At 55.5% G+C, this 13,915-nt stretch carries 14 protein-coding genes; 10 read left to right on the top strand and 4 right to left on the bottom strand.

What is annotated here, in order from left to right; all coding sequences use genetic code 11:
• Nucleotides 1–14: 14 nt before the first annotated feature.
• The 3 genes from HOJ95_02100 to HOJ95_02090 are packed head-to-tail and all read right to left on the bottom strand — an operon-like array spanning nucleotide 15 to nucleotide 3,328.
• Nucleotides 15–788, bottom strand: a complete 774-nt coding sequence (locus tag HOJ95_02100; protein ID MBT6393474.1) for a hypothetical protein — start codon at nucleotides 786–788, stop codon at nucleotides 15–17.
• A complete protein-coding gene (locus tag HOJ95_02095) occupies nucleotides 789–2,159 on the bottom strand; it encodes an aminotransferase class III-fold pyridoxal phosphate-dependent enzyme (protein ID MBT6393473.1) in 1,371 nt (456 codons plus the stop codon).
• A 23-nt stretch (nucleotides 2,160–2,182) separates the two neighbouring features.
• Nucleotides 2,183–3,328, bottom strand: a complete 1,146-nt coding sequence (locus HOJ95_02090) for an aminotransferase class I/II-fold pyridoxal phosphate-dependent enzyme (GenBank protein ID MBT6393472.1) — start codon at nucleotides 3,326–3,328, stop codon at nucleotides 2,183–2,185.
• Between the two features lie 291 nt (nucleotides 3,329–3,619).
• Here HOJ95_02090 and HOJ95_02085 point away from each other — a divergent pair, with 291 nt between their 5' ends.
• Nucleotides 3,620–4,150, top strand: a complete 531-nt coding sequence (locus tag HOJ95_02085; protein ID MBT6393471.1) for a hypothetical protein — start codon at nucleotides 3,620–3,622, stop codon at nucleotides 4,148–4,150.
• Nucleotides 4,151–4,157: 7 nt separating this feature from the next.
• Complete coding sequence (locus tag HOJ95_02080) at nucleotides 4,158–4,853, top strand: TVP38/TMEM64 family protein (GenBank protein ID MBT6393470.1); 696 nt, start codon at nucleotides 4,158–4,160, stop codon at nucleotides 4,851–4,853.
• A gap of 10 nt (nucleotides 4,854–4,863) precedes the next feature.
• On the opposite strand, the gene HOJ95_02075 is transcribed toward HOJ95_02080, so the two are convergent.
• Entirely contained in the window at nucleotides 4,864–5,187 is a 324-nt protein-coding gene (locus HOJ95_02075; protein ID MBT6393469.1) for a hypothetical protein, read from the bottom strand.
• A 419-nt stretch (nucleotides 5,188–5,606) separates the two neighbouring features.
• On the opposite strand from HOJ95_02075, the gene HOJ95_02070 reads away from it, so the two are divergent.
• From HOJ95_02070 to HOJ95_02035, 8 genes are all read left to right on the top strand, one after another.
• Nucleotides 5,607–7,475 (top strand): hypothetical protein, encoded by a 1,869-nt coding sequence (locus HOJ95_02070; GenBank protein ID MBT6393468.1) that lies wholly within the window; start codon nucleotides 5,607–5,609, stop codon nucleotides 7,473–7,475.
• Between the two features lie 236 nt (nucleotides 7,476–7,711).
• Nucleotides 7,712–8,728, top strand: coding sequence for an LLM class flavin-dependent oxidoreductase (locus tag HOJ95_02065; GenBank protein ID MBT6393467.1), 1,017 nt, complete (start codon nucleotides 7,712–7,714; stop codon nucleotides 8,726–8,728).
• Nucleotides 8,729–8,777: 49 nt separating this feature from the next.
• Entirely contained in the window at nucleotides 8,778–9,092 is a 315-nt protein-coding gene (locus HOJ95_02060; protein MBT6393466.1) for a hypothetical protein, read from the top strand.
• Nucleotides 9,093–9,137: 45 nt separating this feature from the next.
• Nucleotides 9,138–10,787: a CocE/NonD family hydrolase gene (locus HOJ95_02055; GenBank protein ID MBT6393465.1), complete on the top strand. Its 1,650-nt coding sequence runs from the start codon at nucleotides 9,138–9,140 to the stop codon at nucleotides 10,785–10,787.
• 36 nt (nucleotides 10,788–10,823) lie between these two features.
• A complete protein-coding gene (locus HOJ95_02050; GenBank protein MBT6393464.1) occupies nucleotides 10,824–12,476 on the top strand; it encodes a CocE/NonD family hydrolase in 1,653 nt (550 codons plus the stop codon).
• A gap of 72 nt (nucleotides 12,477–12,548) precedes the next feature.
• Nucleotides 12,549–12,716 (top strand): hypothetical protein, encoded by a 168-nt coding sequence (locus tag HOJ95_02045; GenBank protein MBT6393463.1) that lies wholly within the window; start codon nucleotides 12,549–12,551, stop codon nucleotides 12,714–12,716.
• Nucleotides 12,717–12,977 (top strand): OsmC family protein, encoded by a 261-nt coding sequence (locus HOJ95_02040; GenBank protein MBT6393462.1) that lies wholly within the window; start codon nucleotides 12,717–12,719, stop codon nucleotides 12,975–12,977.
• Nucleotides 12,978–13,044: 67 nt separating this feature from the next.
• Nucleotides 13,045–13,875: a sulfurtransferase gene (locus tag HOJ95_02035; protein ID MBT6393461.1), complete on the top strand. Its 831-nt coding sequence runs from the start codon at nucleotides 13,045–13,047 to the stop codon at nucleotides 13,873–13,875.
• Nucleotides 13,876–13,915 lie beyond the last annotated feature (40 nt).

Below are 13,915 nucleotides of genomic sequence, written 5' to 3'. Positions count from 1 at the left end.
TTATTTGTGTGCCTTTATTCCCGCTGATTAAGCAGTGCCTTCATTTCCTTAATTTTTTTTCGGTCGAAAGGAACCTCAAAGTAGCGCTCGAACCATTCCCCGGAGACTTCTATGCAATCGACGCTAGCCATCGCGATTTCTTTCGTCTCATCCTCAATTAAAGGATTGATATTTGCCCCGGCCTGAACGGCTAGGCTCGCCAATTGCTCGATCAGGGGTTTTAAAACGGAAAAATCGAAGAACGGCCCACAGTGATGCTCCGATCCCTTAGGAGCAAGCATCCGAAATCCTTTGTAAGTCGGATGAGAGGCGAGTTCGCTAAGGATATTGTAGGCTTCGGCGCGTTTTTTTCCAGTAAAGCCGTCATTTTCATCGAGTGCAGTGCGAATTTTAATTGGAGCAAATACTTTTTTTCGGGTGGCATCGTCAGCAGTTCGCCATTCCGAAATTTTAGTGCGGTCAAGGCCCAAAAATCCCAGTAAGAATACTGTCTCAAGTAGATCCCGCATTATCATCGCTGCGTTTTGGTAGTAGCCGGTTACGATGAGTTGAAGTGCAGCCGCGCAGCCGTTAAACAAACGCATTCCGAGAAGTCGGACGGCCTTTGTATCTTCATCTTCTTTGGAAGGAGGTTTTGCCGATAAAACGTTTAAGAAATCCATGATTCTTTCAGTGACAGCTACATGTCTTGATAAGTCTTCGTCTGCTTCAATCGCTTCATAGGTCTTCGTTCTAAGAAATTCCTCCCCTTGATGTAGCTTTTTAAAGTTTTCAGGAATTGGGCTCACTTAAGCAAGACCTTCCTTTTTCAGCATTCGCGCTGACTCGGCAAAACAGGCCAGCGTCTCCTCGACGATGCCCTGTGTGTGGACGGTGCCGGTGAGGGCGCGGTCGCCATTAAAATCGATCCCGTGAAGGATGAAGGCCTGTCGGAGCGTGCGGCTTTTCTCGGGGAACTTGGCGTTTAGTTTTTCCCAGGGAACATCGGCGACGGACTGATCATCCCCGCCCTTGGGCGGCGCGTCGGCGCCAAAGAAAAATTTCCAGTCGCTGTGCTCCCCGTACACCTTCCAGGCGATTTTTTCCTGCGCGAGAATTTCGTTCATCCCGCGCCGCAGGGCGGCGGCGGCCTCGTTGGCGGTGCGAATTGCCGAGCCATCGGCGATGGATGCGAGCATGGCCACACCGGCGGCGGCCGAGAGGGGATTGGCGTTAAAAGTGCCGTGGTGGGGGATTTTCGTCGCGTGCGTCTCCTCAGGTGTTTCTTTTGTTTCGAGGTGGCGCATGATATCCGCCCGGCCTGCGACGCAGCCGCCGGGAAGTCCCCCCGCGAGAATTTTCGCAAAGCTCGAAAGGTCGGGCACGACGCCATAAAATTCCTGCGCCCCGCCGGGGGCGACTCGGAAGCCCGTGACCACCTCATCGAAGATCAAAACCGCCCCGGCTTTCGTCGTCTCCTCTCGAAGCGCCTCTAGGTATTCTTTTGAAACCGGCACCGTCCCAAAATGCGGCCCCGTGGGCTCTAGAATGACAGCGGCAACGTCATTGCCCGACAGGGCCCCGCGCACGGCCCCGATATCGTCCAGCGGACATACCGTAACCTCGTCCACCACCCCTGAGAGTTGGCCCGCCTCGGGCTCTGCCGTGTAGGGCGCGCGCACCCCGATCTCAAGGCCCTCGTGCCAGCCGTGAAAGTGGCCCGCGAATTTCACGGCTCGCGATTTTCCGGTGAAGGCTCGCGCGAGGCGCAGCGCCATGTGGGTGGCCTCGGTGCCCGAGGCCGTGAAGCGCACCCGCTCGGCGCAGGGAACCAACCGGCAGACCCACTCGCCCCACTCGACCTCTTTTTCATGGCAGGCGCCGTAGTGGGTGCCCCGCATGGCCTGATCGCGTACGGCGTCCCGAACATGCGGCGGATTCTGGCCGAACAGCAACGCTCCGTGGCCCATCCAATAATCTATGTAGCGGTTGCCGTCGGCATCCCACTTGAGGGCCCCCTCGGCCCGCTCGACATAGATTGGAAAGGGTTTCATTCGCCGGCTGTCGTGGGTGACGCCGTCCGGGAATATCTTTTGTGCGCGTTCAAATAGCGCCTGGGAGGCGGGAAGCGCCTCGATGTAACTGTTCTCGAGGCTCGATGGGGCGGTCGGTTTTGGCATGGATTCCTCCGTAAAGCTAATCGTCAGCCCAGCTGTTTGAACACTTCGCCGACTATGCGCATCCCTTCCTCGATAGTGGACTCGTCCACCGAGTAGGTGAAGCGAAGATGGTTCTCGCCTGTGGCGCCAAATTCCGAGCCGCTTCGCAGGGCGACGTTCGCATCCCAGACGAGCTGGGCCACCTCTTTTGAGGTGAGGGGGAATTCATAGCGCACCCAAAGATAAAAACCGCCCTGTGGGGTGACGGGGATCATGCCCGGGATATCCAGCGCCATTTTGTGCATGAGGCTGCCGCGCTTGAAGTATTCGGTGGCCATGTCGGCGACGCACTGCTGCGAGCCCCGGAGGGCGGCGGCCCCGGCGCGCTGGCCGAATGAGCAGATTGGTCCGTTGATCGAGCGATGGATGCCGAAAAGAAGCGAGGTGAGCTCCGGCGGCGTGACGATGTAGCCCACCCGCCAGCCGGTCATCGAGTAGGTTTTCGAGAGCGTATTGAGGAGGATGAGGCGCTCCTTGTGCTCGGTGAACGAGAGAAGGGGCACATGCTCGTAGCCCGGCTGAAGGATTTTCTCATAGGCCTCATCCGATACAAGGAGAATATCCTTTTCGGCGCATAGCTCGACGAGAGCGGCAAGGTCTTCTCTTTTGTAGACGACGCCGGTCGGGTTGTTCGGGTTGCAGATGAGCACGAGGCGCGTTCTATCCGTTATGGCGGCGCGCACGGCCTCGACATCGAGCTGGTATTCGGCGTTGTGGGGCACGAGGACGGGCTTGGCCCCGAGCTGGCGAACAACGTGAAGATAAAGCGAGAAGGTCGGGTCCATGAAGATGGCCTCATCCCCCGGGTCGAGGAAGGCTGTCATTACGGTGTAAATCCCTGAGCTTGCGCCGTTGGTGGCGAATACATCTTTAGGCGTGTATTCCGCTCCCGTCTCTGCGTACATTTTCTCGCAGACGGATTTGAGGAACTCGGGGTCCCCGTAGCCGGGGGCGTAGAAGGTGAAGCCGTCGTCGAGAGCTTGCTTGGCCGCCTCATTGATGTGCGGCGGGGTGGGGAAGTTAGGTGTGCCCGATTCGAGGCGGACCATGTCGGGTGGGCGGTGCGTGGTCATATATTTGGCCCGCTCGCCGCCGGCAACGCTCTGGACGTTTTTTGAGATATGTACCATCTGAAGACCCCGAAAATTTTAAAAAATGTTTGAACGAATGATGGGGTGATTATAGGCCATGCCCCCCTTTTTCGCCCCTGGCTGCGCATCTTTATGAAAAAATAATATAAAGACGTAATTAATATATATTCAATGATATATGGTGGTTTCGGTGCCACCTTCAAGGAGTTTGTGCAGATTTTATGCAAATGAATCCGCTTTACGCTTGTTATGGTAATAGCCGCCGGTGTGATGTCTCGCCGCAAATGGGCGATGAGGGCGAGGCAATCAATTATTGGAGGAGAGTTGCACATGAAAAGAATTTTGATCACGGGAATCGCCGGGGGCGTTCTGGGCGCCGTTCTTTTTTGGGTTTACCAGGTGAATTTTCAAGGCACCACAATTACAAATTTTATCGGAGCGCAGATAGTCCGTCAGGGTGGGTATTCACTTCCGCCTGCTGTGTTCGGTTGGGGGGTGCATCTCGGGGTTGGGTTGTCTTATGCATTTTTGTTGGCCCTTATTTCCGTCTATCTATTGCCTCGCCATTTTGTTTTGAATCGTACGCTTTTGCTCGCGGCGGCGCTGGTTCTGGGTTGGCTGACAACGCTTATCGCCGCGCCCGCCATTCAGATCACCATAAGCATTCTTGCCGCCAAGGGATTTCCTGCGAAACTCTGGCCGCTGAATCCGGCGAGTGGCCATCCGCTCTGGAATCATCTGTTATTTTTTGTCATCGTATGGGCGATAGATACGGGAGCGGCGTTTTATTCTAAAGACGATGGCGGCGGCGAGTTGGTCGCTAAAGCTCCAGGTGTATCCGAACAAGTGGCGAGGGGATAAAGGAATTATGCCGGAATTTTTAAAACGCTTTGCGCCGCTAGTGGTTTTGGCGGCAGGGCTGGGCGCTTTTTTCGCGCTCGGGCTTGATCGCTACCTGAGCTTTGGGGCGTTGCGCGAGAATCGCTTTTTGCTCATCGGGCTGGTCGAGGCCTACGGTTTTGCGGCGGCGGTTGCGTACATGGTTCTCTACGCGGCTGTCGTCGCTTTTTCCATTCCCGGCGGGCTGGTGATGAGTATCTCCGGGGGATTTCTCTTCGGCGCCCTTTGGGGGACGCTCTATATCGTTGTGGGTGCGACGGTCGGGGCGACGATTCTTTTCATCATCGCGAAAACGGTGTTGGGTGATTTTCTGCGTGCGAAGGCGGGGCCCTGGCTGAAAAAAATGGAGGCCGGTTTCCAGCGCGACGCGCTGAGCTATCTGCTCGTGTTGAGGCTCGTGCCGATTTTTCCGTTTTTCGTGGTGAACCTGGTCCCCGCTTTTTTGGGGGTACGGCTCTCAACCTATGTTATCGGAACCTTTGTCGGGGTCATCCCCGGCACCTTTGTCTTCGCCTCGGTGGGTGCGGGACTCGGGAGCATCTTCGATGGGGGAGGCGAATTCTCTCTTTCGGGGATCATGACGCCCGAGATTGTCACCGCCCTCGTGGGGCTCGGTGTGTTGTCTCTGATTCCGGTGGCCTACAAGCGCTTCAAGGGAATCTAAGGGCCCGTCACTAGGGATTTATCTGCTGGTAGGGCTTAACACCGCCAATTTTATCAAAACTGAATACGGTATAGGGCCGGCCTTTGCTCCCCATCCCCGGCGAGCCGGGCGGCATGCCGGGCACCCCAAGGCCAGCGAACTCGGGTTTTTCCTTCAAGAATTTGAGAATGACATCGCCCGGCACATGTCCCTCGATAATGTATTTGCCGATCATCCCGGTGTGGCATGATTGCAGTCGAGAGGGGACCCCAAGCTCCTGTTTGAGGACTCTGAGCTGTTTATTGGAAACGTTGTTTGTCGTGACTTTGAAGCCTTTTGATTGTAGGTGACCCACCCACCCCGAACAGCATCCTCACGTTGGGCTCTTGTAAACTGTAATCTCATTGCCCGTGGAATTTGACGGACTCCCCAAAAAGGTGATGCTGCCGACGATGATTGCGCCTAATAGAATCATCCACCATTTCATTTTTTGTATATGCACGAAATGCTCCTTTTTACTTTTTCCCCAGGATGGCGGCCCATATCGAATAATTTGGCAGATGGGGAGGGCACCCGGAAAAACTGCCTATGGCAAATTATAGATCGCCTTTCTTAAAGTTACATCCTGTAAACTCGAATTTCCAGAGTCTTGGTGATTGAAATTTATTTGGATTTGCCTTTTCCCCGCCTATCCTGAGAGCGAGAGGTCATCCTGATGGAGTGGGCATCTCTTTTATCCGATGATATATTTATTTTCTTATGAAAGGAGAACAAATGAGAACATTAGTTTCATTTCGCAAGCAACGAACCTCTGTGCTTTTTGTTTGCTTATTTCTCATTTGCGGTCTCGTCGCCGGGTGTGGTGGAAGCGCCAGATCCGTCCTGATAGATGCCGCCCAGGGGGGCAAACTTCAGGCCGTTAATATTCTTATTCAGGCCGGGGCGGATTTGAATGTAAAAGACAAGGACAACTTTACCCCTTTAATCTGGGCGGCGCATAAAAAACATGCTTCAATTGTTAAAGCACTCATCAAAGCTAATGCCGACCTCAATCAAAAAACCGATCTTGGGGACACCGCTCTGATTTGGGCGGTTCGAAACGATGACAGCGAAATTGCCAACCTCCTGATAAAAGCAGGTGCCGACTTAAACATCAGAAATGAAGAGGGCCACACGGCTCTTATTCGCGTTGTCCAGGAGGGCAATGTCGAAATGGCGAAAACATTGATAGACGGCGGGGCTGATATCAATGCAAAGGGCAAGAGCGGCGCTACCGCCCTGAGCCGGGCAATTACAGGCAAGAACCAATTGATCATGCAGATGCTCATCAAGGCGGGGGCGGACCTGGGCACGCGGGACGCATCCGGTAATACACCTCTCTTTTTGGCAATTCATAATAATAACATTAAAGCGGTAAACGCCCAGGTTGAGGCCGGGGCCGATTTGAATGCGAAAACCGAAAACGAAGACACGCCGCTCCTTCGAGCGGTTGCTCAAAGGCGCGCCGAGATAACGCTGGCCCTCATCCGGGCGGGCGCCGATGTGAATGCGAAAAAATTTGACGGAGACACGGCTCTACTCGTTGCCGTTTCCGATTGGCTTGACCACAATAAAAAGGAGTCCATCGAAATCGTCAAGGCGCTTGTCGCCGCAGGTGCCAATTTGTTCAGCAAAAACGTATTTGGCGAAACGGCTCTCATCGTTGCTCTAAAACGTAATCATATTGAGATATCCCGCATCATCTCGCGAAAAATTCAAGCAGACAGAATGAAATCCCTTTTTGGAAAAATTCGAAAAGAAGATAAGGACTATCGTGTTGTTGAAGAGGCGGCAATATATGACATACCCGAAAAATCGGGCCGTGCTCTAAAACGCAGTACTCTGGGTGAGAATATTCATGTGGTTGGCACAATTCCCGGGGGCTGGCTTCAGGTGTCCGAGAGTGGCAAAGAAATTGGGTGGATCCATAAAAAGTCGGTTGAAGGGTTAGGCACCCTCAAAAAAGGGGCGGGGGAACATGTTTCTACAATGGCGGGATGGCGCTTTGCTGGCTTGGGATACTATCTCGGAGGCACGGCGCACATAATGACGAATCTGAATTTCGTGATAGGGGCAAAGAACATACGCGCTATTTATCCCAGCGGGAAATCATTCTCAGGCGAAATTGTTGCGAGCGATCAGAAAAACAACATTGCCATAGTGATGCTTGAGAAATTTGGCCCTGAAAAAAAGGGATTTCACATAGATCCCGACACCAAGGCCCGACCCGGCATGCGGGTCCACGCCATCGGGTTTCCCGTGGAGACGAAGGTCAGCATCCTCTCGGGTGACATCGCATCCATTAGCGGACTCGACATGATGGCATCTAGCTTCACTGTCACTGCGCCCATCGAAGGGCCGAGTGGCGGGGGGCCCATTATCGATGATTTTGGCCATCTCATTGGCATTTCACGAAACAGGCGAAATGGCCCGAAATCGAAACACGTGTATTTTGGTTCGATAATATCCGCCGCCTCTACCGCCCTCGGCAAGGCCCATCTTATGTCCAAGATTATCGCTAAAAATGAACCAAAGAAGAAACTTACCTGGCGTGAAATATTCAGTGATTTCTCGACCCACGTTGTGAAAATCGAAGTGAAATAGCTCCCCTTTCTCTGCTGGTCACCCCCTTTCTCGCATCGACTCTGGTACAAAAAATATTGCTGGTTGCATGCGGGATTGACGCCAATTCGCACTCATTGCTTCCTCTCGCCGCATGGCGCGGATGCCGAGGTTTCCTGTAGTATGGCTACATTCAAAATGATTCATGTGGGTTGCGGATTTTAGGCGGAAGCCCAGGGTGGACATCTTCGGGCCCGCCCAGCGAAGGGAGGCGGGCTATGGAATTTGGTCTCATGTTGCGCGGCCAGTTCGAGCAGGGTGAAGACATGGGCGCGCGCTTTATGGAGTTGATGGAGCAGGCGCGCGTTGCCGATAAATTGGGTTATGCCTCAATCACCAAGGGCTCGCACTACAGCGCCTACCCGCTTCAGGATTTCCAGCAACTCCCCTTTCTGACCCGTGTTTCTGCCGAGGCACCAAATGTGCGCCTCAACGCGGGGATCGTCCTTCTCTCGCTCCACAAGCCACTCGACTTGGCTGAACAACTCGCCTCGATGGATGTGATGTCGGGAGGAAGGGTTATTTTCGGGGCGGGCCTTGGCTACCGCGAGGTCGAGTTCCGGGCCTTCGGGAGCACGCAGGGCGAGCGTGTCCAGCGCTTTATCGAAAATTTAGAGGCCATCAAGCGGCTCTGGACCGAGGAAAAAGTATCGATGAAGGCGTCTCATTTCGAGTTGCTAGAGGCCTCGTGCCCATTGAAGCCGCATCAAAAGCCCCACCCTCCGATATGGATTGGTGCGAACAGCGACCCAGGCATTCGCCGCGCCGCCCAATTGGGTGACTGCTGGTACATCAACCCGCACAATCGTCTCGACACGACCTTCCGGCAGATGGACGTCTACAAGCAGGCGCTCGATGAACTCGGCAAGCCGTTTCCCGAGGAGCTTCCCATGCGCCGGGAGGTATTCGTCGCTGCCTCGCGCGAGGAGGCCATTCGCATCTGTCGGCCCTATCTCGAAATCAAATACAAGTCCTATCACCAATGGGGCCAGGACAAGGCTATGCCCGAGGGGGACAACAATCTCGGTCTCGAATTCGACGAGCTTCTCCGCGACCGCTTCGTGCTGGGCTCGCCGGACGAGGTGGCCGAGCAGATTTTGTCGCTGTCTAAAGGGCTTGGCGTGAATCATCTCATCATGAGCATTCAGTGGCCGGGCATGCCGCAGAGCCTGGTGCTCGACACGATGCATATTCTGGCCGAGGACGTGCTGCCCAAGGTCCGGGAGGGGGAGTAGGACGGCGAATTAAGCGCCGGATTAACCATGTTAAAAAAATGGAGGAAAGATGCCAAATTTCATGATTGCTTATCACGGAGGAAGCCAGCCAAGCTCACAAGAAGAGGGCATGGCCCAAATGGAAAAATGGAAAGCATGGGTAGCAGGTCTTGGTGAAACTATCGTTAATCCAGGTACACCGCTGCCAGTTTCAAAAATTGTAACATCAAGGAGTGTTGAAGATGATAACGATCCAAATTCGATGAAAGGATTTGCGGTTGTTAAGGCAGAAAGCATTGAAGCTGCCATTGAAATAGCTAAATCAGATCCGTTTTTGGAAAATGGCGGGACAATGCGTGTTTCTCAAATGATGGAGATGAATTAGCAGGGTGCATGCTGATTTATTTAGGCAAATGGGAGGTCTGTGCCGATGAGCCGAAATATTGAGCCCGATGTTGATCCTGATCGTATCCGCACGGTACATCCCGCCGCGTGGCCGCAATGGCCCTATGATGAGCCGCCCAAGGTTAGAGAGCGCTCAGAGCCCCGCCATGCCATCACCTCGGATATGGACCTGCTCATTCCGATGCGCGACGGCGTTCATCTTGCGGCGGACGTTTACCGCCCCCGCAGCTCGGGGCAAAAATTCCCCGTTCTGCTTTCGCTCTCGCCCTACACGAGAGGGCTTCAGCTCACCGACGTGCTGCTCAATCAAAACGAGGCGGGCATCACCCAGTTCTGGGTTCCCCGCGGATATGTTCACCTCATCGTGGACGTTCGGGGCACCAACGATTCCGGGGGAAGCTATGACGACAAGGGAGAAAAAGAGCAGGCCGATTATGTCGATCTGATTGAATGGGCGGCTGCCCAGCCCTGGTCAAACGGTTCGGTCGGTATGATGGGCTGCTCGTATTTTGCAGAATCTCAGGTGCTGGCAGCCACGCATCAGCCCGATGCGCTCAAAGCGATCTTTCCCTATGACGCTTTCACCGATCTCTATCGCAACCGAAATTATCACGGGGGGATCCCCTATAGCGGGTTCATGTGGAACTGGTTCTCCTCGGTGGCGAACCTAAACCTCGGCGGCGAGCGGGTGGCCGATCCCTCGGGCATCAACAAGATGATCCGCGAGGGCATATGTTTCGAGCGCCCGCTGGACAGCGATTACTACAAGACGCGCTCGCCCTTCTATGATCTTGATAAAATCAAGATTCCTACCTATTTCGGCTGCGACTGGGATTTCTGGTGGCTCCACCTGCCGGGCGTGTTCGACGGCTGGGAGGGAGTGGGGGACATCCCCAAGAAGATGCTTGTCGGCCCCCGGCCCCGGCCCTGGCGACCGTTCAGCGCCTACCACGAGGAGGCACTGCGCTGGTACGATCAATGGCTCAAAGGCATGGACACCGGGGTGATGGAGGGCCCGCCCATTCAGCTCTACATTCAGGGCGAGGAGCGCTGGCGGGGCGAGGATACCTGGCCCATCGCGCGGGGGCAGTGGCGCAGATTCCATCTTGGCGGCCCGGCGGGCGGACTTGAGGGCACGCTGTCCGAGTCTCCTGATGGCGGCGGAGAGCGAAGCTATGTAAACGATCCCCTGGGCGAGGGCTGGCGATATGGCAAACCTCGGTTGGTTTATCGCTCGGGGCCCGTGGACGCCCCGCTTGAAATCACGGGTCCGCTCTCGCTCCGGCTTGTGGCCCGCTCCTCTGCTGAGGACACCGATTGGCTCGTCTCGTTTGCAGACGAGGGGCCGGATGGGGATTTTCGAATTTTAACGAGCGGCTGGCTTCGCGCCTCCCACCGGGCGCTGGACGCGGAGCGCTCAAAACCGGGTCGACCCTTTCACCCGCACACGAACCCCAAGTCCCTTACACCGGGAGCCGAGGAAGTATTCGAGATCGGCCTCGTTCCTACCTGCAATGTATTTCAGCCGGGCCACAGGCTGCGGCTTGAGATTTCAAGTTGCGCCTCGGCGGCCGAAAGAAGGAACTTTCATGACACCCTGCTTATTCGGGCGGAGAACACCGTCCTTGAGGGCCGGGATGCCTCCAGTCTCGATGTGATGGTGATACCGCGATAGCGTTTTTTTTTACATTTATTCAGAGAGGAATACTTGATGAGCATAATCAATAATTCGAATTGGGACCCTGACCGCATCAGGCACATGCACCCGGCCGTCTGGCCCCAGTGGCCTTTCAATGAGCCGCCTAAAACGCGCGAGCGCTCGGAGCCCAGCTATAATATCTCCTCGGATCTTGACCTGATGCTCCCCATGCGCGATGGGGTGCGTCTTGCCACCGATGTCTATCGCCCCCGCGCCGCAGGTCAGAGGTTCCCGGCGCTTATCTCGATGTCGCCCTACACCAGGGGGCTCCAGCTCACGGAGGTGCCCATTGGCCAGAACGAGGCGGGTATCACCGAGTTCTGGGTGCCGAGGGGTTATGCCCACGTGATTGTAGATTGCCGGGGATCGAATGATTCCGAGGGCAGCTACGATGACAAGGCGGAAAAAGAGCAGGCCGACTACATAGATCTTATCGAGTGGTGCGCCGAGCAACCCTGGTGCAACGGTTCGGTGGGTATGATCGGCTGCTCGTATTTCGCACTGGTCCAGCTTCTGGCAGCCACGCACCAGCCCGAGGCGCTCAAAGCAATCTTTCCCTATGATGGCTATACCGACATGTACCGCCATCGCTCGACGCATGGCGGTGTTCCTCATATGGGATTCTCCTCATCGTGGTTCAGCGCGGTGGCCAACCTGAATTTCACCAGCGGGCGGCTTGAGGACCCCTCGGGTCTTCAACATATGTTTAAAGATGGCCTCTCGCTCACCCATCCGTTCGATGGCGAGCAATACCAGAAACGGTCCCCTGGCCCAAATCTCGATAAGATCAATATCCCCGTTTATTTCGGGTGCGACTGGTCATTTTGGTGGCTCCACCTCGCCGGGGTGTTCACGGGCTGGGAAGGGGTGGGGGATGTGCCCAAGCGCATGTTAGTGGGCCCGCAGCCCAGGCCACGCCGCCCCTTCGGGGCTTATCATGAAGAGGCGCTCCGGTGGTACGACCAGTGGCTCAAGGGAATGGACACCGGGGTGATGGAGGGCCCCCCCATTCAGCTCCACATCAGAGGCGAGGGGCACTGGCGCGGCGAGGAGGAGTGGCCTTTAAAGCGCTCGGAGTGGACCCGTTTTTATCTGGGAGGTCCATCAGGTACCTCGGAGGGAACGATTACGGACTCGCCGGGCAGCGGCGGGGAGCGCACCTACTCGCCCGATGTTTTTCAAAGCGAGTGGCGGCTTGGTGGACCAAAGCTTATTTATCGCTCCGGGCCGGTGGAGGCGCCAGTCGAAATTACAGGGCCTCTCTCGCTTCACCTTGTGGCGCGCTCTAGCGCCGAGGATTTTGACTGGTTCATCGCCTTCATGGATGAAGCCCCCGACGGCTCCGCTCAGATACTTACAAGGGGTTGGCTGCGCGCCTCGCATCGCGAGCTTGACGAGGCACGCTCCAAACCCGGCAGGCCGTGGCATCCCCATCTGCGCTCGGTGCCGCTCACACCTGGCCAGGAGGAGACATTTGAAATTGAGTTGATCCCCACCTGCAACGTATTCCAGCCAGGCCATAGGCTGAGAATAGAAATCGCCAGCAACGGCTCCATTCTCGATAGGCCTGGTTTTCATGAGGCGCTTCCGGTCAAGGCGGACGTTACGGTTCTTGAGGGAGCGGAGGGCTCCTATCTGTATGCGCCGGTGATACCCGCAGGCTAGACGCAATTCCGGCGTACGTGTATCGTGAAGAATTACAAAAACTTTTGTTTTATTGCCCGAGGACATGAAGTTATGAGTGGAAATGTTTTAACCGTGGATCTGGACTGGCAACTTGAAGGGAAAAGACTCAAGGCCTCGGCCCGCGGCAATGAGCTTGTCGTGGACCGCATCTACGAAGACGGCAGGGAGGGACAGGGCTTTCGCCCGACCGAATTGATACTCTCCGGCCTTGGGGCCTGAATGATGTCCAACGTTCTGGAGTTTTGCCAGAACATGAAAATCCCGATAGAGAGCTTTTCGATTCGGATGGAGGGTTTGCGCGATGTGAACCCTTCGCGAATATCCGAGATCAACGCGATTATTGATCTCAACGGCGATGTTCCCGAGGAGCGCCGCGCTACCCTGATGCGGGTGGCGAAGGGATGCCGAATTCACAATACGCTTACGAGGCCCCCGAAAATTGAGGTGAGCCTCTCTGTCAACGAGGTCAAATCGGCCTAGTTGGCTCTTGTCATGAATCTGTAGTGGTAGGCCGCTTTTTCCAAACTAATTCAGGGAGAAATAATCTATGACCAGCCCGCTGGTTTCCTCCTCCTGGCTGGAGGCGCATCTCGATGACCCGAAAGTGTTTGTTATCGAGGTCACATCCTCGCCAGAGGACACCGAATACAGAAAAGCCCATATTCCCGGCGCCGTTTGGCGCTTCTGGAAGGCGTTGTGTTGGCACGATACGGATCGCCAGTTCCCTGAGCCCAATGAAATGGCCCGGCGGCTGGGGGAGATGGGTGTTCCCGATGATGCCACCATCGTTTTGTATGGCGACCCGGTCCAGTTTGGCTCCTATGCCTTCTGGGCGCTCACAATGGGCGGGGCCAGAAATCTTCGTCTACTTGATGGCGGCCGCACCGGTTGGCTGAAAAGCGGACGCCCGGTGACGACCGATATACCCAGCTATTCCGCCACCCAGTACACCCCCGGCGCGGGCGACTCGTCCATGCGTATGGGGCGTGATGAAGTGCGTGATGGTCTCGGCAAGGCCGGTCGGTTTATGCTCGATGTCCGCTCCCCAGAGGAATACAGCGGCGAGCGTGTTATGCCGCCCCCCAATTTCGACCATGGGGCCGAACGCAAAGGGCGCATTCCTGGCGCGAAGTCTCTTTTTTACCGGAATGTCGTGAACGAGGACGATACCTACAAGAGCGAGGCTGAGCTACGCACGTTGTTTGAGTCCGCAGGTGTTCTTGAGGCGAAAGAGGTTGTTTCCTATTGCCGCCTAAGCCACAGGGCCACCCTCGTGTGGGTTGCCATGGAGCATATCCTCGGCATCAAGGGCACCCGCATCTATGACGGCTCGTGGACCGAGTGGGGGAGTATCGTCGGTTTTCCGATCGAAAAGTAGCGCGGGAGTAATTAGGAGAGGGCGTTTTTTTACCCTGCCC

The sequence above is a fragment of the Nitrospinaceae bacterium genome (assembly GCA_018669005.1).
GTDB lineage: Bacteria > UBA8248 > UBA8248 > UBA8248 > UBA8248 > UBA8248.
This window is presented reverse-complemented; position numbering and strand designations above follow the sequence as displayed.